The following is a 20,630-nucleotide window of genomic DNA, read 5'->3' on the forward strand; positions in this document are numbered from 1 at the left end:
CCTGCACGCAAGAAGCCCTAAGATGGTAAGGGACAGGTCGTTCCTTTCTGGAGGTTTGCATGTTTGAAGCATTCACCAACCAGCCGATCCGCCTGATTGGCGAGGATGGTTCCCGCACCCAGCCGTTCGAGCTGGATTTAAGTGTGGATGAACTTTTACAAATCCACCGGGACATGATCCGCGCCCGCGTGTGTGATGAACGCCTCATCCCCATTTTAAGGCAGGGGAAAACCAGTTTTTACGCCCAGAGCACCGGCATGGAAGCCACCCAGATTGGCATTGCCTGGGGCGTCAAAAAGAAACACGACTGGTTCTGGCCTTATTACCGGGACAATGGCCTGCTCCTGACCCTGGGGATGCCGATGGGCCGCTGGATCGCCCAGCTTCTGGGCAGCAATGAGGACGTGTGCAAGGGCCGCCAGATGCCCCAGCACTTCTCGGACCCCGAGAACCACATTGCGTCCATCTGCAGCGCCATCGGCAGCCACATTGCCCCCGCTGCAGGAACCGCCATTGCCCAGAAATACCTTGGAACCGATGAAATCACCGTCTGCACCTTCGGTGAGGGTGCCACCAGCGAGGGGGACTGGCACGCAGGTGTGAACATGGCCTCCGCAAACAAGGCCCCGTGCCTGTTCATCTGCGAGAACAACCAGTACGCCATCAGCCTGAATGTCAAGGACCAGACCAACAGCAAGAACATTGCGGTCAAAGGTCATGCTTACGGCATCCCTGGCTTTTATGTGGATGGGCAGGATGTGCTCGCCGTGCGTGCAGTGGTCAAACAGGCTGCAGAATACATCCGGGCCGGAAACGGCTCTGTGCTGATCGAATGCCTGACCTACCGCATCGGGACCCACTCCAGTTCTGACGACGATTCCCGTTACCGCAGCAAGGATGAAGTGGAGTCCTGGAGGGCGCAGGACCCCCTGGTGCGCTTTGAACGCTTCCTTGAAAAAGAGGGCATTCTTCCAGCCAGAGAAGAAATCGAGGCTTACTATGGGAGTGTACTCGCAGAGTTCGAAGAGGCCCTGCAGAAGTCCGATGCTTCGGGTTATCCGACCTGGGAGATCCTGTTCGATGACGTGTACAGCGACCTTCCGGACCACCTCGCTCAGCAGGCCCTCTACCTCAGGGAGGAGAACCTATGACCATGCAAAGTCCTGAAAAACCCTCTGCTGCTCCGGTCCGCAAACCCCTCAACCTGATCCAGGCCATCAACGAGGCCATGCGTGAGGAACTCCTGAGGGACCCCAACGTGCTGGTCTTCGGGGAGGACGTGGGCAAGAGGGGTGGGGTGTTCCTGGCCACCGAAGGTCTGCAGGCCGAGTTCGGCAACAAACGGGTTTTTGACACCCCCCTTTCAGAAGCTTCCATCGTGGGGGCTGCTGTGGGGATGTGCATCCGGGGTCTGCGTCCCGTGGCTGAGATCCAGTTTGCAGACTACCTGTATCCTGGCTTTGACCAGATCGTCTCCCAGGCAGCGAAAATCCGTTACCGCAGCGGGGGCGGCTTCTACTGCCCGATGGTGATCCGCACCCCATCCGGCGGAGGCGTGCGGGGCGGAAACCACCACTCCCAGAGCCCTGAAGCGTACTTCACCCACACACCCGGTCTGAAGGTCGTGATGCCCTCCACCCCTTACGACGCCAAGGGACTCCTCAAAGAGGCCATCCGTCTGGATGACCCCGTGATGTTCTTCGAGCCCAAGCGCCTGTACCGCTCCTTCAAGGAAGACGTGCCCACCGAGGATTACACCATTCCTTTCGGAAAAGCTGCGATTCGCATGGAAGGCAGCGACATCACATTGATCGGGTACGGTGGCGTGATGCCCGACGTGATCAAGGCCGCAGAGGCCCTCAAGGCCGAAGGCATCCAGCCTGAAGTCATCGACCTGCGCACCCTGATCCCCTGGGACCGTGAAGCGGTGCTTGCCAGCGTTGCCAAAACGGGCCGCGTGGTCCTGATCTCCGAAGCCCCCAGAACCTCCAACTTCATGGGAGAGGTCGCCTACGTGATTCAGGAAGAACTGTTTGACCAGATGCTGGCTCCGGTGGTGCAGGTGGCAGGGTTTGACACCCCCTATCCTTACGCGCTGGACAAGGTGTATTTGCCCGGTCCAAACCGCATCCTGCGGGCTGCAGCCAAATCGCTGGGGTACTGAGATGGGGAGCAGACGTTGCATGCCGACCTCAAAGTGTTGGAAGCTGTAAACGTGCAAAACCTGCCTCGCTTTGTGATCAGCATTTCCGGTCTGCTCCTTGGACTGTTCGTCTTCAACCTCTCCAGCCGCCTGCCTGCCCCCTGGGATGAGGTCGGGGCAGCGGCCTTCTACGGCCTGCTCGCTGTGGGCTGCTGGATTTATGCAAAAGAAGACAAATTCATTCGCGGTGTTGCCATCGCCATAGGAATCTGGGCACTGGTCCGACTGGTGCTCGCCTTCACCTGAGACACAAAAGGGGAAACCATGCCAAAAGAAATCCGTCTGCCCGAACTGGCCGAATCGGTGGTGGAAGGGGAAGTCCTCCGCTGGATGGTCGAGGTCGGCCAAAAGATCGAAAAGGACCAGCCTTACATCGAAGTCATGACCGACAAGGTCACCGTTGAACTGCCCAGCCCGATTTCGGGTGTGCTGCAAGCGCAACTGGTCAAGGTGGGAGACATCGTCCCGGTGCACGCCCCCATCGCCATCATTGCGGAAGTTGGGGAAGACACTTCTGCCCAGCCTGTCGCCACACCAGCACAGGTGGATGCCCTGCAGGAGCAGAAAGAAGACTCTGGCGATGAACTGAGCCTGTTCAAAGCCTTCGGTGAGGCCGAGCAGGTCAAGATGCCCGATTCGATCCGTCAGCCTTCTGCCGCCCTCAAGGAGAATGCTGCACAGATCAACGTGCCCCAGGGTTCAGTGCATGGCCGTGCACTGGCGGTTCCTGCGGCCAGACAGCTTGCCCGCGAACTCGAAATCGACATCAATGAGGTAAAGGGCAGTGGACCCAATGGCCGCATCCGGGTGATCGACGTGCACAAACACGCCGAAAGCCTGAAGCCTGCCACTGGAGGCGGAGCCCCTTCCAACTTCCCCTCCCCTGTGCAGTACCGCACCCCCAAAGGTTACGAGGACCGCGAAACCCGCGTCCCACTCAGGGGTCTTCGCCGTGCCATCAGCCAGCAGATGCAGGCCTCCCACCTGTACACCGTGCGCACCCTGACAGTCGACGAGGCGAACCTGACTGCACTGGTGGCTTTGCGTGAAAAACTTAAACCCCACCTTGAAAAAGAGGGCGTGAAACTCAGCTACCTGCCTTTCATCTTCAAGGCCATCATCATGGCCCTGAAAAAGTTCCCTGCCCTGAACACCTCCTTCGATGAGGCAAAACAGGAAATCGTGCAGAAAGCCTATTACAACATGGGCATGGCTGTGGCCACCGAAGCCGGACTGGTGGTCCCTGTGATCCGCGATGCCGACAAAAAGACCATTCTGGATCTGGCCCAGGAAATCCAGGAGGTGGCCGAACTTGCCCGCACGGGCAAACTGACCCCCGAGCGCATGAGTGGCAGCACCTTTTCCATTACGAACATCGGGTCCATCGGAGCCCTCTTCAGCTTCCCGATCATCAACGTGCCAGACGCAGCGATCATGGGCATTCACAGCATCCAAAAACGCCCCATCGTGAATGCCAACGATGAAATCGTGGTGGCCCACATGATGTACCTGTCCCTGAGCTTCGATCACCGTCTGGTGGATGGTGCAGAGGCCGCCAGGTTCTGCAAGGAAGTGATCAGGTTGCTGGAAACACCTGAGTTGCTGGTGTTGAACGCTTAAATTTATCCCTGCAATGGCGTTTGAGGTTGCTGAGGCCAGATCCCCCCGCACATCGCTTCGCTCTGTGGTCCCCCCTTAACAAAGGGGGGTTGTTGGTCTACTGAGCTGGACATCATCCCAGACGCACACCAATCCCCCTTCGTTAAGGGGGACAGCCTGGAACGCAGTGACAGGCAGGGGGATCTGGCCTCAGTGCTCCCAAACGCCCACCCACTCAAAAACCCCACCCAGCCTTCTCCCCCCTGCACCTTTTCAAAATCGTCCCAAGCGGTCCCCCCTCTTCCCCTTTTCTCCAGGCCATCCCCATCTGCAGGGGTTCAAAACCTTCCAGATCACGGGCAACAAGTGTGGGAGGCAATCCATCTGCGATGATGTAGGTGGTGACCACCCAGAACCCCACCCCGATTTCCACCATGTTCTGTCCAGCTTCCAGCTGTGCGGTTTCATAAACCACACTCGGTTCAATGCCTGCCTTGCGAATGCGTCCAGTCACCTGCTCGTACAGAACCGGGTTCATCTGTCGGGAGAACATGATCAGGTTCTGGCCTTCCAGTGCGGAAAGAGGGAGGGTTTTGAGTTTTGCCAGAGGGTGTTTTGCTGGGACCACCAGTTGCCAGTGGGCCTGACCCATCACCTGATTTTCAATGTTCGGGCCTTCCATGGGGAGCACCCCAAAGCCCACATCAATCAGGCGGTCTTCCAGGGCTTCTGCCACATGGTAATGGGGCACTTCACGACGCTCCAGACGAATTTCCGGGTGTTCTTTCAGAAGTGTGCGGATGATGGGACCTGCAACCGACTGAAAAGCATATTCCACATAACCCAGCGTGACTCTGGGGATGCCATCGGCTCTGCGGGCCTCCCGGATGGCACGGTCTGCTTCATGGAGGGTGCGTCTGGCCCCTTCCAGGAAAGCCTGTCCAGCGTCGGTCAGTCGGACTTTGCGCTGATTGCGGTCCAGCAACGTGACCCCCAGAATTTCTTCCAGGCTTTTGATCTGCTGGCTCAGGGCGGGCTGGGTCAGGAACACCCGCTCTGCTGCACGGGTGAAATTCAGTTCTTCGGCCACGGCCACGAAGTACCGCAGGTGACGCATCTCCAGAGGTTGACTCATAAGTCCAGCTTATCAAAAATGCCATTCTAAAGTATTGGATTTTATCAATCAAAATCGCCATACTGTCCTCAGATCAAGGAGGACACGATGACACAGATCCTGAACCAACCCACTGCTGCAAACACCACACAAATTCGCCTGACTTTCCTGCGCTGGCTTGCCATTTACCCCACCATCACCCTGGTTTTGACCCTGATTGGACCTTTTGTGTTTGGCAAACTCCCGACCTTCGAAGTGGCCCTCATCGCCACCCTGATGGTCGTGCCCACCGTCCACTACCTGCTGATGCCTCTGTTCAGAACCCTCTTCAGAAACTGGGTCACTGTGCCTGCTCTGAAAGGCAAACCCAACCACAGGATGGCTTTTGCCCTCTGGCTCGGTACCTACCCCACCATCACTGTGCTGCTTTACCTGCTGCTGCCTGTGCTTTTCGGGCATGTGGCTTTGCCTGTCCTGACCCTGATCATCACCCTGATTGCCGTGCCCACCATCAGTTTGCTGATCATGCCCAGACTGGTGAAGGGAATGAGGAGCTGGATTTTTCGTCAGTAAACAGTCCACAGTTCAAGCTTTTCCACGTCAGAAAAGCGAGACAGCAAACCAACCCCAGAGAGAACCCCTTTTGAACAGAAAGAGGTTCTCTTTTTCAGGTGTCCAAACCAGAGCATCATCAGCCCGCTGTGAACTGTTTACAGTAAACAGTCAACTTCTTAAAACCAGCTGGTCACGGGCCTTTTCTGCTGCAAAATGCCTGCGGCGTTCTCAGAGGCCTGACGGACCAGAATGCCCATCTTGTGTGGGCTGGCTTCCACATCCATGCTGAGATCCAGGTCTCCCACAGCTTCACTGCAGGCCGGACCGATGGAGCAGATCACCATGCGCTTCAAAGACTGCCGGAGGTCAAATTCCAGTCCCATGTCGCGGGCACACTTTAAAAAGTGCACGATCTGGGTGCCACTGGAGAGCAACAGCACATCAAATTCACCCCTGATGCAACCTCTGACGGCCTCTTGCAGTGGGGTGGGATCTTCGGGCAGGACACAGCGGTACACCGGAATGCTCTGCACGGTGGCCCCCTGCTCTTTCAGGCTGTCCATCAGGACGATTGGGGTGGGTTCCCCGAACTCCAGAATGCTGACAAAAGCATCCTGCAGGCTGATGGAGAGCAGGAAGTCCTGCACCTCCCTCCAGGTGTGGGGTTTTTTCACCATGATTCCAGAAAGGCCAAATTCCTTGAGGGCTTTGAGGGGCTTGTTTCCCCGGATCACGATGTTGACATTTCTGAGGGCTTTTAAAGCCTCGGGGTAGCATTTGACCACATCGCGCAGGAACATGCGGGTGCCGACGCCGGTCATGCAGACCAGATAGTCCACATTTCCAGCCTCTAAACGCTCCACAAAGCGCATCAGTTCGGTGTTGGTGTCGAGGGCCACTTCTCGCAGGCTGGGGACCACGGTGGGCACCCCCTCGTATTTTTCGATCAGGGTCAGCATCTCTTCGCGTCTGCGGGTTTCCAGAGAGAGCACTTTCAGTCCATCAAACCAGGCCATATTTTCTCCTTAATACACATCTCTGAGGTAACGTTTCTGCTGCCCAAGGGTCCCCAGGTACTCTCTGGCACTGTCTTCAGACATGCTGCCTTGCTGCATCAGGATGCGCTGCAGGGTCTGGTCGACATCTTTTGCCATGCGGCTTGCGTCTCCGCAGATGTAGATGTGTGCACCGTCTTGCATCCAGCCGTAGAGTTCTTTTGCTTTTTCGAGCATGCGGTGCTGCACGTAGACTTTTTCTTTCTGGTCGCGGGAGAAGGCGGTGTCCAGTTTGTGGAGGATGCCCCTCTGCTGCAGGGCAAGCAGTTCCTCCTGATACAGGAAGTCGGTGTTCTGGCGCTGCTCTCCAAAAAAGAGCCAGTTTCTTCCAGTGGCTCCGCTGGCCTGACGGTCATGCAGGAACGCACGGAAAGGGGCAATCCCGGTGCCTGGACCAATCATGATGACCGGAGCCGTCTGGTCTTTGGGCAGTTTGAAAGTGGCATTCTTCTGCACGAAGAGAGGCACCGGACTGACCTGGGCACGGTCGGCCAGGAATCCAGAGGACACCCCTTTGCGGATCTTGCCATTCCCCTGATAACGCACCACCGAAACCGTGAGTGAGACGCGGTTGGGGTCCAGTCTGGGGCTGGAAGAAATGCTGTACAGGCGAGACTGCAGGGGTTTCAGGAGGGAGGCAAACTCGGCAGCGCTGAACTTCACCCGGTACATGCCCAGCAGATCGGCAATCTGTTTGCCCCACAGGAAATCCCTGAGTTCGGCTTTGCGCTCGGGGTCCAGAAGGGCACGGAGTTTGCCGTCTCCGGTGCGCTCTGCGAGGGCCTGGATGAAGTCGGTGCCGGGTCTGGCGATGTCATAGTGCCGGAACAGGGCCTCAAACAGGCGCTGTTCTCCATCTTTGACACTGACACTCTCCTTGCCCGTCAGTTCCAGACTCAGCAGAATTTCCTGCACCAGTTCGGGATCATTGGTGGGGATGATGCCCAGTGCGTCTCCGGCCTCGTAGGTCAGGCCAGAACCGGAAAGGTCAAACTCGAAGTGCCGCACGTCTTTTTCGGAGCCGGGGGCAGTGATTCTGCGGTTGACCACCAGTTTGGCAGGGAAGGGACTGGCCTTGGAGTACTTGCTGGATGCAGGTTTACTGCCTGCTTTGGGTTCTGGAGCTTTCTGGCCCGAGAGAATGCGGGTGAGCTGTTTGGTCCAGGTGGAGGAGGTGCCAGAATAATCGGCATCGCAATCCACCCTGGGGTGCAGGGCCACGGCAGAGAGGGCTGCCATGCGGGCTTCGAGGTTCTTCCCAAATTGGCAGAAAGAATCGTAATTGCTGTCCCCGAGGGCAAGAACTGCATATTTCAGGTGGCTCAGGTTGCCCTGGTATTGAGTCAGTTCGTCCCAGAAGGCTTTTGCGTTGTCTGGTGGATCGCCGTCTCCGTAGGTGCTGGAGATCAGGATCACGGTATGCTCGTTCTGCAGACCCTCAACCTTGAAGTCGGACATGCTGAGCACCTTGGTGGAAACGGCCTGACTTTCCAGACTGTCGGAGAGGGTCTGGGCAATGCCTTCTGCATTTCCAGTCTGAGATCCGTACAGAATCAGGATGCTCTGGGCCGTGGAATAGGAAGGTTCGGGCAGGGTGCCTGGTGCACCTCTGGAGAACATTCCGGCCAGCAGTCCATTCACCCAGTCCCGTTTGGTGGGGGTCAGGGGGGCATTGGTGGGCAGGGTGGGCACCGAGGGCATCTGGGGGGAGTAGGAGCGTCCCAGACCGACCAGAAACCCGGAGAGGTAACTTTCCTCATGGGATTCAAAGTTGACCGTGACCACTTCACGCAGCCCCAGAGCAGAGCGCAGGGCGTCTACGGGAGTTGCAAAAGCCTGTGCAGGAACGGCTTCTGCCTTGCCTGCTGTCACAGGGACCAGTTCGCGCTGCTCGGCCTCCACTTTTATGAGCGCCACAGCGCAGAATTTCAATTCTGGCTGCAGGGAGATGGGATCTTTCGCGTCATTGGTGACCGCATTGATGCACAGGTCCTCTCCAAACAAATCATTCCAGTGGATGGGAGCAAACAGGTTTCCAGGCTGCACCCGGTTGGTGATCTGGGCAGGGAGCACGGCTTTCCCGCGTCTGGAGCGGATCTCCAGTTGATCTCCTGCTTTGACGCCCAGGGTTTTTGCATCATCCGGGTGGATCTCCACAAAAGGCTCTGGGTTGAGCTTGTTCAGGGTGGGAATCTTGCCCGTCTTGGTCATGGTGTGCCACTGGTGGGGCAACCGACCCGTGTTCAGCACGAAGCTGTACTCCTCATCCGGGAGCTCCTGGGGAGGGAGGTAAGGACGGGCCAGGAATTTGGCCTTTCCAGTGTCGGTGGGGAAAGCAAATTCAGGCTGGGTGCCGTCTTTCAGGGTGAGCAGAGACTGGCTCACCCCATCGTTCAGGTAGCGGATGGGATTGCGTTTTTCACCTTCGGGAGCGCAGGGCCACTGCACGGTGCTTTCACGCAGCCTGTCATGGGTGATGCCGCGCAGGTCATACCCGGTTCTGGGGTTCCAGGTTTTCTTGATCTCCTCAAAGACATCGCTGGCACTGCTGTAATTGAAGTGCTCCCCATAACCCATCTCACGGGCCACTTCTGCAATGATCTGCCAGTCGGGGAGAGCATCCCCCGGAGCGTCCACGGCCTTCTGGGTCAGGGCCACGTTGCGCTCACTGTTGACCATCACCCCTTCCGCCTCGGCCCACAGGGCACCGGGGAGCAGGATGTCTGCGAAGTTCCCGGTTTCACTTTCCAGAAAGGTGTCCTGCACAATGACCAGTTCGGACTCTTCCAGACCGTCGATGACCTTCTGGCGGTTGGGCATGCTGGCGACCGGGTTGCTGCCAATCACCCACACCCCTTTGATCTTGCCGTCTTTCATGGCCTCGAACATCGGTACAGCGTCCAGACCGGGTTTTGGAGGGATGGTTCCTTCAGGCACACCCCAGACTTTCTCGACAAAAGCGCGGTCTTCTGCACTGGCAATGGCCCGCTGGCCCGGAAGGGCATGGGACATGTAACCGACTTCGCGGCCTCCCATGGCATTGGGTTGACCGGTCAGGGAAAAAGGCCCGCTTCCGGTGCGGCAGATTTTGCCCGTCGCCAGATGCAGGTTGATGATGGCATTGGTGTGCCAGGTGCCGTGGGTGCTCTGGTTGAGGCCCATGGTCCAGAAGGTCATGAATTCACGGGCTTCCCCGATCAGTTTTGCGGTGTGGCGCAGCACCTTCTCGGGTATTCCGGTGATCTGGCTGACCTTCTCGGGGGTGTAGTCCTGCACAAAAGCAGCGAGTTCCTGAAATCCCTCGGTGTACTCACGGATGAAGCTGCGATCAATGCGGTGGTTCTCGATCAGGAGGTACAGGAGGCCATTCAGGAAGGCCAGATCGGTGCCGGGCTTGATGGGCAGGAACAGGTCTGCCTTGTCTGCCGTGGCGGTCTTCTTGGGATCAATGACAATCAGCTTCGCACCACGGGCCTTGACCTGATCAAGCACCCTCAGGAACAGAATCGGGTGACAGTCCGCCATGTTGGAACCGATCACCACGAAAAGGTCACTGTTTTCGATGTCCTCATAGGAACCCGGAGGGGCATCCGATCCCAGCGACATCTTGTACCCTGCAGCTGCACTGGACATGCAAAGTCTGGAGTTGGTTTCCACGTTGTTGGTGCGGATGAATCCCTTGGCGAGCTTGTTGGCGAGGTACTGGGCTTCGGTGGAAATCTGGCCGGACAGGTAAAAAGAAAAAGCGTCCGGGCCGTGGGTGTCAATGATCTGGCGAATGCGTTTTGCCGTCTTCTGGAGGGCCTCCCCCATCGGGGTGCTTTCCCGCTCGGCGTAACGGCTTCTGCGAATCAGGGCTTCTGTAAGGCGGCCAGGGTGATTGAGCACCTGAAAGGAGGTGAGTCCCTTGGTGCAAAGTCGCCCGGCATTGGCAGGATGCTCTGGATCTCCCGCCACCTTTGTGACGGTGTTGTTTTCCACGGTCAGAAGCATCCCGCAGCCCACCCCGCAGTAGGGGCAGACGGTTTTGACGGTTTTGGTGGGTGAAGTCATTAGAGTGCTCCTCGGGGAAAAGGGCAGAAGGCAGGAGGCAGAAAAGCCACATGGGACGCCGAAGCGTCCCCGGGCTTTCTGTGCAGGTCGTTCAGGCCTTGACCCATACTTTTCCGTCTTCCACACGCACTTCATAGGTGGGGATGGTGATGGTGGGGTCATCGAGGTACTCACCGGTCTTCAGGTTGAAGCTGTGCTTCAGCAGGGGTGAGGCCACCTTGTACACGTCGCCTTTGGTCCCGATGATGCCTCTGGAAAGCACATTCGCCTTGGTGAAGGGATCAAAGTTGCTGGTGGCGTAGAGCAGGTTTTCTTCCACCCGGAAGATCGCAATCTGTTTGCCGTTCACCTTGGCGGCCACGCCAGCATGGAGGAGAATGTCGTTCAATTCGCAAACTTGAACCCAAACGGCTTCTCTGGTCAGTGTCTGTGTCATGGTCAGTCTCCTGAAATCATGGGGAGGAGGTCGGCTTTTTCGAAGTCGAACGCAGGGCGGATCTGGCCGCGTTCTTCCACCATCACCACGTTGTCATCACCTTCGTCGGTGTTGATGAAGTGCCTGAAGTGCTTCATCTTCTCGGGGTTGGCAAGGGTTTCCTTCCACTCACAGTGGTAGGTGCCCACGTGCTTCACCATGGCAGCTTCAAGTTCTGCGCCAATGCCGAGGGAATCTTCCACGATCACTTTCCTGAGATAGTCCATGCCACCCTCAAGTTTTTCCAGCCAGACGCTGGTGCGCTGCAGGCGGTCTGCGGTGCGGATGTAGTACATCAGGAAACGGTCGAGGTAACGGACCAGGGTTTCTTCATCGAGGTCGGCGGCGAGCAGCTGGGCGTGCTTGGGTTTCATGCCGCCGTTTCCGGCCACATACAGGTTCCAGCCCTTCTCGGTGGCGATGATTCCGAAGTCCTTGCCCTGGGCTTCTGCACACTCGCGGGTGCATCCGGAGACGCCTCCTTTGAGTTTGTGGGGGGAGCGCAGGCCCTTGTAACGCTCTTCGAGTTTGATGCCCAGGGTGGTGGAGTCCTGCACCCCGTAGCGGCACCAGGTTTCCCCGACGCAGGTTTTCACAGTTCTGAGGGACTTGCCGTAGGCATGTCCGGACTCGAAGCCAGCAGCGATCAGGTCGGCCCAGATCAGGGGCAGTTCTTCCTGGCGGGCACCGAACAGGTCGATGCGCTGTCCACCGGTGATCTTGCAGTACAGGTTGTACTTTTTGGCAACCTCTCCGAGCACGATCAGTTTCTCGGGGGTGATTTCGCCGCCTGCCACGCGGGGCACCACGCTGTAGGTTCCGTCTTTCTGCATGTTGGCCAGGAAGCGGTCGTTGGTGTCCTGCAGGGGAGCGTGTTCCTGCTTGAGGATGTACTCGTTGTACAGGGAGGCAAGGATGCTGGCAACGGCGGGTTTGCACACTTCGCAACCCAGCCCGTGCCCGTGGTTTTCGAGCACTTCACCGAAGGTGCGGTATTCCTTGATGCGGATCAGGTCGAACAGTTCCTGTCTGGAGTAATCAAAGTGCTCACAGATGCTGTTGGAGACTTCCTGACCCATCAGGAGGAGTTGTTCTTTGAGGATGTCGGTGACCATGGGGACACATCCGCCGCATCCAGTACCTGCCTTGGTGCACTTCTTGATGCTGGGGATGTCCTGGGCTCCGCCCATCACGGCTTCACAGATGCTGCCCTTGGAGACGTTCTCGCAGGAGCAGACCGTGGCGGTCATGGGGAGGGTGGCCTTGACCTGGGTTCCGCCTCCAGCAGGGGCAGGAACGAGCAGGTGCTCAGGGCCGCCAGGGATGTCCATGGCATTGGAGAACAGGCTGTGCAGGTTGCTGTAATCGGAGCAGTCCCCGACCAGCACCCCACCGAGCACTTTCTTGCCGTCTGCAGAGAGCACGAGTTTCTTGTAGGTGCCTTTCAGAGGATCGGTGAAGAACATCTCTTCACTGCCAGGGGTCTGGGCGAAGGCGTCTCCGAAGGAGCCCACATCCACACCCAGCAGTTTGAGTTTGGTGCTCATGTCTGCCCCTGTGAACTCGCTTTTTCCTCCGGTCAGCTGGTCTGCCACCACGCGGGCCATGGTGTAACCAGGGGCCACGAGGCCGTAGATTCGACCTTTATATAGTGCACATTCCCCGATGGCGTAAATGCTGGGATCGCTGGTCTGGCACGCCTCATTGATGGTGATGCCGCCGCGCTCCCCGACCTCTAAACCACTCGCACGGGCGAGTTCGTCTCTGGGACGGATGCCTGCACTGAAAATCACCATCTGGGCTTCGATGCTCTTGCCGTCCGAGAAGGTCAGGCCCTTCACCTTGCCATTTTCCAGATCGATGCTCTGGGTGGCGGTGCTGGTGTGCACGGTGATGCCCATGTTCTCGATTTTTTTCTTCAGAAGCTTGCCGCCCTGCTCGTCCACCTGCACGGGCATCAGGCGGGGGGCAAATTCCACAACGTGGGTCTTGATCCCGAGGGCTTTCAGGGCCCCTGCGGCTTCCAGACCGAGCAGACCCCCACCGATGACCACACCTTCTTTGGAAGACTGGGCGTAGGCATAGATGGCATCCATGTCCTCGATGGTTCTGTAAACAAAGCAGCCCTCGGCATCCTTGCCCTGGATGGGGGGAACAAAGGGGTAAGAGCCGGTTGCGAGGACCAGGGTGTCGTATTTCAGTGCACGGGTTGAGGTGTGCACGGTTTTCTGTTCGCGATCGATGTGGGTGGCTTTCTCCATCACCACACGGATGCCCCAGGCCTGGTAGTCCTCGATGCGCCCCATGGCGAGGTCCGGTTTGGGCTGATCAAAATAGCTGGTGAGGTGGACACGGTCATAGGCCAGGCGGGGTTCCTCGCACAGGACCGTCACCTCCATATTGTGTGTCTTATTTTGCAGGCTTTCCAAAAATTTGTGTCCAACCATTCCGTTGCCGATCACCAGAAGGCGGTGGGTGTTTTGTGTTGACATGGGCTTCACTCCTTTGCAGCTTGTTCCGCTTTTGCGGCACGTCCGGGGGGCTTCCGTCCTGCTTGTGAATCATTTTTGACCAGAATCATGCACGATGTCAACAACAAATTGAACACTGGGCAAATTTTTCAGGAAAAAAGTCTAGTTCAATCCTTCATTTGTGCAGAGTGTTCACTTTTTTTTGCACATTCTGCAAATTTGCTATTGACAAACCCGTGAGGGGTTCCGCATAGTGACTGCATCCCTGCGGGGAACTGTTGAAAAGCCACACAGGTCCTTCCCAGACCTGTCCGACCAGAGCCCTCCACCCCCAGCTTTCGAAGTGACGCCCCTCTGACGACACCCTTTAACCAAGGAGAACCCATGACCAAACTCAACCGTCGTCAATTCATCAAAGCGGCCACCGTCACGGCCGCCAGTGCAGTGCCCGCCGTGAACTTCGTGAAAGCCCAGAGCAAGAAGATCCAGCTGGGCTTCATTGCCCTGACGGACTGCGCCAGCCTGGTCATGGCCAAAGAGCTCGGCTACTTCGAAAAATACGGGGTGGATGTCGACATCGTGAAGATGGCCTCCTGGGCCGCCACCCGCGACGCCCTCTTGACCGGAGACATTCAGGGGGCACACTGCCTGTTCGGGATGCCCTTCAGCGTGTACACCGGAATCGGTGGACAGGCCGGGAAAGAGCTCCCCATCGCCATGATGCTGAACAACAATGGCCAGGCCATCACCCTGGAGAGCAGCTTCAAAGGTGTGGGCACAGATCTCAAAAAAGTCAAAGACAGGGTGGACAGCCTGATCAAATCAGGAAAAGCCCCCACCTTCGCCATGACCTTCCCTGGTGGTACACACGACATCTGGCTGCGTTACTGGCTGGCTGCCGCCAACATCGACCAGAGCAAGGTCGGGATCATCACCATTCCTCCGCCCCAGATGGTTGCCAACATGAAAGTCGGCAACATGGACGGCTACTGCGTCGGTGAACCCTGGGGCGGCGTTGCTGCACAGCAGGGCATCGGTTTCACCCACATCACCACCCAGCAGATCTGGAAGCACCACCCTGAGAAAGCACTGGTTTTAAACAAACAGTTCTCCGAGCGCAAAGACGATGTGATGGCCGTCATGCGGGCCATTCTGGACGCCTCCGCCTGGCTCGACAACCTGCCCAACCGCCGCAAGGCCGCCTCAGTGATTGGCGCATCGAAATATGTCAATGCCTCTCCAGAGATCATTCAGGCCCGACTTGAAGGCCGCTATGACATGGGTGAAGGCATCGGCACCAGGCAATTCCTGGACGACATGATGCTGTTCTCCCGCAAAGGGGCCACCAGCATGCCCCGCCACGGCCACGCGGTCTGGTTCATGACCCAGTACGTGCGCTTCGGGTACCTGAAAAAACTTCCCGATGTGGACAAAATCGCCGAGAAGCTGATCATGGACGACCTTTACAAGCAGGTCGCCAAAGAAGCCGGTCTGAAACTCCCTGACGACGACATGAAGCCCTGGACCATGACCCTGGACAAGGCCAGATTCGATCCCAGCAAACCCGAAGCCTACCTCAAAGAGCACAGCATTTAAGGAGGTGTGAGATGCAGAACGTTCAATCCAACCCCATCACGGTCAAAAGAAGCGGCGTGGTCCTCAAAGGCTTCAAAGATGCGGCAAGCCAGTTCGGTTTCTTTGTTGCGGGCATCTCCCTCCTGCTGGTCGGGTGGTGGATCGTCGGACAGAACATCAAGGACCTCCCCACCCCTATCGATGTCTTTCAGGCCCTGAAAACCCTGCTCTCCGATCCTTACTACGAGCGCGGTCCAAACGACCGGGGCATCCTGAACCTGCTGCTGAGTTCCCTCAGCCGGGTGGCCGGAGGCTTCCTGCTCGGTGCCCTGGTGGCCATCCCCCTCGGTGTACTGATGGGCAGCGTCCCTTTTGCCAAGAGACTGATCGATCCCATCGTGCAACTGCTGCGCCCCGTGAGCCCTCTGGCCTGGTTCCCCATCGGTCTGACCGTGTTCCAGAGCGCAGAGCCTGCCACAGTGTTCATCATCTTCATCACTGCCCTGTGGCCCACCGTGATCAACACCGCCTTCGGGGTCGCAAACCTGCCAAAAGACTTCAAGAACGTCGCCAGGGTCTTCAAATTCACCCCTGGACAGTACATCACCAAAGTGCTGATTCCCTTTGCCCTGCCCCACATCATCACCGGTCTGCGCATCTCCTTCGGGATTGCCTGGATGGTCATCGTGGCTGCAGAAATGCTCTCCGGCAAATCCGGCATCGGGTTTTACGTCTGGGACGCCTGGAACGCCCTGAACCTCTCGAATGTGATCTCTGCGATCTTCATCATCGGGTTCACAGGACTCCTCTTTGACCGGTTCTTCGGATTTCTCGAGCGGAAGGTGAAATATGAATAAAGGCACCCCCACCCTGGACATCGAAGGCGTGCACAAGGCTTTCGGAAGCTACGTCGCCGTCGAGAATGTGGACCTGAAGATCTGGCCCGGTGAATTCATCGCCCTGATCGGCCACTCTGGATGCGGCAAGAGCACCCTGCTGAACATGATCTCCGGCCTCGAAAAACCCTCCGAGGGGCACATCCGCCTGAAAGGTCGCTCTGTCGAAGGCCCCGGTCCAGACCGCGCGATGGTGTTCCAGAACTATTCGCTCTTGCCCTGGCTCAGCGTGTTCCAGAACGTGCTGGAAGCTGTCAAAGCTGCCCAGCCTGAACTCGGGGCCGCAGAACGCAAAGCCCGCGTGGAGGAGTTCCTGTCGGTCGTGGGCCTGATGCCCCACAAAGACAAGAAGCCCAGCGAACTCTCCGGCGGCATGAAACAGCGTGTGGCCATCGCCAGAGCCTTCGCCATTCATCCTTCCGTACTGCTGCTCGACGAGCCTTTCGGAGCCCTGGACGCCATCACCAAGAGCAACCTCCACGAGGAACTCCTGAAAATGTGGTCCTTAGAGAACACCGACGGCACCCAGAAGAACGTGGTGATGGTCACCCACGACATCGACGAGGCCATCTACCTCGCCGACCGCATCGTGGTGATGAGCAACGGACCCCGCGCCCGCATCCACGAAATCATCGAAGTCCCTCTGGCCCGCCCTCGCAGCAAGGCCGAACTGATCGAAGACCCCACCTACCTGAAGATCAAGAGCCACCTGCTTTCGCTGCTGAGCGTGGTGCTGGCGCATCCCGCCTGAACCTGCAGGGGCGCAGCGTGCTGCGCCCTCTGGAAATTCCCATCCCTGTCCCAATTCCCAGCAAGGAGAATCAAAATGCCCAAGAACGAAGCCAACAAAGTTGTGATCGCCTCCACGTCAGGATTCACCATCCTGTTCGCTGTGTGGGTGATGTTCGCCATCATCGGCATTCCGCTGCAAAAAGAGCTGAACCTCAGTGACGCCCAGTTTGCCCTGCTCACCGCTGTGCCTGTGCTGACCGGCTCTCTGCTGCGTCTGCCTGTGGGCATCCTGGCCGACAAGTTTGGTGGAAAAAACGTCTTCACCATCCTGACACTGCTCACCAGCATTCCGCTGTTCATCCTGCCCTTTGCCAGCAGTTACAACGTCATCCTCACCCTTGCGTTCTTCGTGGGTCTGGCCGGGGTGTCTTTCGCCATCGGCAACAGCTGGATTGCGTTCTGGGTGCCCAGAGAGCGTCAGGGCCTGGCCCTTGGGACCTTTGGTGCAGGGAATGTGGGTGCCAGCATCACCAAACTGCTTGCCCCCACCCTGATCACCCTGATTCCTGCCACGGGAGCACTGATCCCCGGCGGATGGCGCTTTGTGCCCCTGCTGTACGGAGTGTTGCTGCTGCTGACCGCTGCTTTCATCCACTTCTACGCCCCTGAAGATCGCAAGAACAGCACCCCCAAAACCCTCTCCCAGTGGCTCTCACCCCTGAAGCACATTCAGGTCTGGAGATTCGGTCTGTACTACGTGATCTTCTTCGGTGCTTACGTGGCCCTGTCCAGCTGGCTTCCCAAATATTACAAAACCGTGTATGGGATGGACCTTGCTGTCGCTGGACTGCTGACTGCCCTCTTCATCTTCCCTGCCAGCCTGCTGCGTCCTCTGGGGGGTTTCCTCAGTGACAAATTCGGTCCTCGCATCGTGACCCTGTACTCCTTCGTGGTGTGCGTGGTGGCCAGTCTGCTGCTCAGCCTGAACACCTCCATCATGCCGCTGCCCCTGTTCCTCACGGCCACTTTGCTGCTCGGTGTGGGGATGGGTGTGGGCAAAGCCTCCACCTACAAGCTGATCGCCAACTGGTATGGCGCAGACATGGGTGTGGTGGGTGGCCTGGTGGGTCTGCTGGGCGGCCTGGGTGGGTTCTTCCTGCCCCTGCTGTTCGCCAGCACCGCGAAGGCCTACGCTCCCAGTGCGTTCGTGTGGCTCCTGGGGTTCAGTGTGATCAGCATGGCGATCTTCATGGGGGCCGTGCGGATGATTCAGGCCAGAGAAGTGCGCAGCAATCTGGTGGCCGCAGACGACTGAGAAAAGCAATCAGCCCTCAGCTGTCAGCAGTCGGTTCAAGAAACAGGAGGCCCAATGGGCCTCTTTTTTTGCATCTTTTCATGCTGCAGTCTGGTTTCAGGTGTGGCTCACAGCCCTCAAAGAGAGCCCTGCTTCCTAGAGCGATCCTTAAAACAAGGCTTAAAAAATCACAATATTTCTGTGTTTGTTACCGGATTCTGCCCTGCTGCTTCCTATATTGGCACCATGGACTGGAAAAGATTAGGACAGAGTGGAAATGTGGAGGACCGTCGTGGGATTCCGGGCGGTGGACTGGCCATCGGGGGTGGGGCGGGCCTCATCATTCTGATTGTCAGTTTGCTGTTCGGAGGCAATCCCGGGCAGATCCTCAATCAACTGAATGGAAACTCCCAGCAAACCGCACAACCCAAGAACGATGAAATCTTTCAATTCACCAAAGCCGTTCTGGGGAGCACCGATGAGTACTGGGGGGCGGTCTTCCAGAAATCTGGACGCACCTACCGTGAACCGACCCTGGCCCTCTTCACTGCAGGAACCCAGACAGCGTGTGGCAATGCCACCTCTGCAACAGGTCCCTTCTACTGCCCGAACGACCAGAAGATCTACGTGGACCCCAGTTTCTTTGATACTCTGGCAAGTCGTTTTGATGCAAAAGGGGATTTTGCTGCAGCTTACGTGATTGCCCACGAGGTGGGACACCACGTGCAGAACGAACTGAACATTCTGGATCAGGTGCAGGCCAGTGGGGACCGCCAGGGGGCCAACTCTGCTGCAGTGCGTCTTGAACTTCAGGCCGACTGCTTTGCCGGGGTGTGGGCCAATTCTCTTGCAAACACCAGCAACCCCATCGTGACCGCTCAGGACATCAATGAGGGACGTGTCGCTGCCCAGTCGGTCGGGGATGACGCCCTGCAGGAACGCTCCAGAGGCTACTCTGACCCTGAAACCTTCACCCACGGGACCAGTGCCCAGCGAGACCAGTGGTTCAGCACGGGTGTTCGCACAGGTGACCCCAACAAGTGCAACACCTTCAGGTAAAACATCTTTCCAGGAAGCCCTCTTTGAAGAGGGCTTCTTTTCTGGAGCACAAAACAAAAAATTCGCCTTGACGGCGACCAGGAAGAATGTTCGGCATGGGCTGCAGCAGCTTCTAGCGGGTCACTCACCACCCCCTCCTCCACCATCTCCACCTCCACAGTCCCCACCGGAGTCACCCCAGCAAGAGTCCCCACCAGAGATGTCTGCTCCACCTCCAGGGTCTCCAGACCGGTAGCGCCTGGGGGTTCCGAGCGCCATCAGGCTGACAAAAAACACCAGAATGACAATCAAGATCAAAAACATCATCACGTCCATGATTTCCTCCTGACACTTCAGAGAGCAAATATGAATTTTCGCTTACTGGACGCCTTTTCCTGTGTCTGTATTGTTTCAGGTGTTGGTCATGGAATTGTCAGTTGTTCAGGTGCTTCAGGTCATGGTGAAGTTGCTGAAGATGATGCTGCAGGTAGTCCTGCACAAAGTCTTTGAGGTAAGAGGTGTCTTTGCGCACCCAGGCCCACTCCATGAGCCACAACCTGCGCACCACCACCGCAAGAGGCAGAAAGGCAAGTTGATCCCGCATTTCTGGAAACATCAGGAAGTAGCCTGCGAAATACGCCTGCTGCACATCATCAAAATCTTCCCTGTGACTCTGGTGGGCAAGGGTGGCGGCCCATTCCATCACCAGTGGAGCGTGCTGACAGTCATCGAAATCGATGAAACCAGGCCTGTCTTCCTGAAACAGGTAATTGCTCTGGTGCAGGTCTCCATGGATCAGGGCCATCTGCAGTTTTCCCTGTTCCATGTGCTGCGAAAAGGTCAGCAGCAGGTCATGCAGGTGAAAGACATCATGTTCCTGGATCAGCAGATCCTTCACCAGCACTGGAACCTGAAATTGAGGTCTTGGAGCAGGATGGTGTTTCACAAAAGCCAGAGCCCTCCGGTGAAAGTGGGCTGTGGCTGCACCGAGGGCCTGCATCTGTGCCAGTGTGGGGTGCTCCAGAAATGTGCCTTCCAGGAATTCCCACAGGCTGGCCACATATGCTCTGTCCTGAAATTGAACCTGCTGGCTCCATTTGCCATCTGGAAAGGGCAGGGGCCGTTGCACTGTGAACAGCAGGTCTGGTCTGAGTGAACCCACCAGTTCCCTTTCGGTCTGGCGTTGTTCCGGGGTGTATCTGGCCTGTGGGCTGAGCCTGAGCAGGTGGGGCCTGCCCTGCAAGTAAATCTGGAAGGTGAAATTCTCTGCCTGTCCCAGAGGTTTCAGGTCGGCAGCGGAAAGGTTGAGGCTGGAGAGAAGGGAATGCATGACGCGCCTTTCAGAAGGAGGGAGGTGCAGGAGAAGCAACAGACAAAGACAATAAAAAAGTCGGCACTTGGCCGACTGATAAAAACAGTGTACCCTGATATGCACTTTTTGTCAAATCTATTCATGTCCATTTGCAAGATCAAAAGAGAATCTCTTGCCAGACGCATTGGGAACCTCAATGCTGACCTGTGGCTCAGGAAAAGATCCTGAAACGCACCGCCCAGTAAGTGCTTTGGCATA

At 57.3% G+C, this 20,630-nt stretch carries 17 protein-coding genes; 10 read left to right on the top strand and 7 right to left on the bottom strand.

What is annotated here, in order from left to right; all coding sequences use genetic code 11:
- Positions 1-59: 59 nt before the first annotated feature.
- Genes DC3_RS20045 through DC3_RS20060 form a run of 4 tightly spaced genes read left to right on the top strand, consistent with a single transcriptional unit; the run spans position 60 to position 3,823 of the window.
- Positions 60-1,151, top strand: coding sequence for a thiamine pyrophosphate-dependent dehydrogenase E1 component subunit alpha (locus DC3_RS20045; protein ID WP_146887518.1), 1,092 nt, complete (start codon positions 60-62; stop codon positions 1,149-1,151).
- Positions 1,148-2,164 carry an alpha-ketoacid dehydrogenase subunit beta gene (locus tag DC3_RS20050; RefSeq protein ID WP_146887519.1) on the top strand — a complete coding sequence of 339 codons (1,017 nt, stop codon included), beginning with the start codon at positions 1,148-1,150 and terminating at the stop codon, positions 2,162-2,164. The genes DC3_RS20045 and DC3_RS20050 overlap by 4 nt, the downstream gene beginning before the upstream one ends.
- A gap of 51 nt (positions 2,165-2,215) precedes the next feature.
- Positions 2,216-2,449, top strand: a complete 234-nt coding sequence (locus tag DC3_RS20055) for a hypothetical protein (protein WP_146887520.1) — start codon at positions 2,216-2,218, stop codon at positions 2,447-2,449.
- Positions 2,450-2,467: 18 nt separating this feature from the next.
- Positions 2,468-3,823, top strand: coding sequence for a dihydrolipoamide acetyltransferase family protein (locus DC3_RS20060; protein WP_146887521.1), 1,356 nt, complete (start codon positions 2,468-2,470; stop codon positions 3,821-3,823).
- Positions 3,824-4,037: 214 nt separating this feature from the next.
- Here the strand turns inward: DC3_RS20060 and DC3_RS20065 are convergent, their stop codons facing one another.
- Positions 4,038-4,937, bottom strand: coding sequence for a LysR substrate-binding domain-containing protein (locus DC3_RS20065; protein ID WP_146887522.1), 900 nt, complete (start codon positions 4,935-4,937; stop codon positions 4,038-4,040).
- 87 nt (positions 4,938-5,024) lie between these two features.
- On the opposite strand from DC3_RS20065, the gene DC3_RS20070 reads away from it, so the two are divergent.
- Positions 5,025-5,489, top strand: a complete 465-nt coding sequence (locus tag DC3_RS20070) for a putative antibiotic biosynthesis monooxygenase (protein WP_146887523.1) — start codon at positions 5,025-5,027, stop codon at positions 5,487-5,489.
- Positions 5,490-5,647: 158 nt separating this feature from the next.
- Here the strand turns inward: DC3_RS20070 and DC3_RS20075 are convergent, their stop codons facing one another.
- From DC3_RS20075 to nirB, 4 genes are all read right to left on the bottom strand, one after another.
- Entirely contained in the window at positions 5,648-6,487 is an 840-nt protein-coding gene (locus DC3_RS20075; protein WP_146887525.1) for a uroporphyrinogen-III synthase, read from the bottom strand.
- Between the two features lie 9 nt (positions 6,488-6,496).
- Positions 6,497-10,579: a bifunctional nitrate reductase/sulfite reductase flavoprotein subunit alpha gene (locus tag DC3_RS20080; RefSeq protein ID WP_146887527.1), complete on the bottom strand. Its 4,083-nt coding sequence runs from the start codon at positions 10,577-10,579 to the stop codon at positions 6,497-6,499.
- Between the two features lie 91 nt (positions 10,580-10,670).
- A complete protein-coding gene (nirD, locus tag DC3_RS20085) occupies positions 10,671-11,015 on the bottom strand; it encodes a nitrite reductase small subunit NirD (protein WP_146887528.1) in 345 nt (114 codons plus the stop codon).
- A 2-nt stretch (positions 11,016-11,017) separates the two neighbouring features.
- Positions 11,018-13,546: a nitrite reductase large subunit NirB gene (gene nirB, locus DC3_RS20090; RefSeq protein WP_146887530.1), complete on the bottom strand. Its 2,529-nt coding sequence runs from the start codon at positions 13,544-13,546 to the stop codon at positions 11,018-11,020.
- Positions 13,547-13,909: 363 nt separating this feature from the next.
- On the opposite strand from nirB, the gene DC3_RS20095 reads away from it, so the two are divergent.
- The 5 genes from DC3_RS20095 to ypfJ all read left to right on the top strand — a co-directional run bounded on the left by DC3_RS20095 (position 13,910) and on the right by ypfJ (position 19,081).
- The gene (locus tag DC3_RS20095; RefSeq protein WP_146887532.1) at positions 13,910-15,121 is read left to right on the top strand and encodes a CmpA/NrtA family ABC transporter substrate-binding protein; all 1,212 of its coding nucleotides are present in this window, start codon (positions 13,910-13,912) and stop codon (positions 15,119-15,121) included.
- An 11-nt stretch (positions 15,122-15,132) separates the two neighbouring features.
- The gene (ntrB, locus tag DC3_RS20100; protein ID WP_146887534.1) at positions 15,133-15,957 is read left to right on the top strand and encodes a nitrate ABC transporter permease; all 825 of its coding nucleotides are present in this window, start codon (positions 15,133-15,135) and stop codon (positions 15,955-15,957) included.
- Positions 15,950-16,747, top strand: a complete 798-nt coding sequence (locus DC3_RS20105; protein WP_146887536.1) for an ABC transporter ATP-binding protein — start codon at positions 15,950-15,952, stop codon at positions 16,745-16,747. Before ntrB ends, DC3_RS20105 begins: the two co-directional genes overlap by 8 nt.
- A 75-nt stretch (positions 16,748-16,822) precedes the next feature.
- A complete protein-coding gene (locus DC3_RS20110) occupies positions 16,823-18,043 on the top strand; it encodes an MFS transporter (protein WP_146887538.1) in 1,221 nt (406 codons plus the stop codon).
- A gap of 225 nt (positions 18,044-18,268) precedes the next feature.
- Positions 18,269-19,081, top strand: a complete 813-nt coding sequence (gene ypfJ / locus DC3_RS20115; RefSeq protein WP_146887540.1) for a KPN_02809 family neutral zinc metallopeptidase — start codon at positions 18,269-18,271, stop codon at positions 19,079-19,081.
- A gap of 120 nt (positions 19,082-19,201) precedes the next feature.
- Here the strand turns inward: ypfJ and DC3_RS29285 are convergent, their stop codons facing one another.
- Positions 19,202-19,396 (bottom strand): hypothetical protein, encoded by a 195-nt coding sequence (locus DC3_RS29285; RefSeq protein ID WP_186816149.1) that lies wholly within the window; start codon positions 19,394-19,396, stop codon positions 19,202-19,204.
- A 97-nt stretch (positions 19,397-19,493) separates the two neighbouring features.
- Positions 19,494-20,390 (bottom strand): phosphotransferase enzyme family protein, encoded by an 897-nt coding sequence (locus DC3_RS20120; RefSeq protein WP_146887542.1) that lies wholly within the window; start codon positions 20,388-20,390, stop codon positions 19,494-19,496.
- Positions 20,391-20,630 lie beyond the last annotated feature (240 nt).

The organism is Deinococcus cellulosilyticus NBRC 106333 = KACC 11606 (genome assembly GCF_007990775.1).
Classification (GTDB): domain Bacteria; phylum Deinococcota; class Deinococci; order Deinococcales; family Deinococcaceae; genus Deinococcus_C; species Deinococcus_C cellulosilyticus.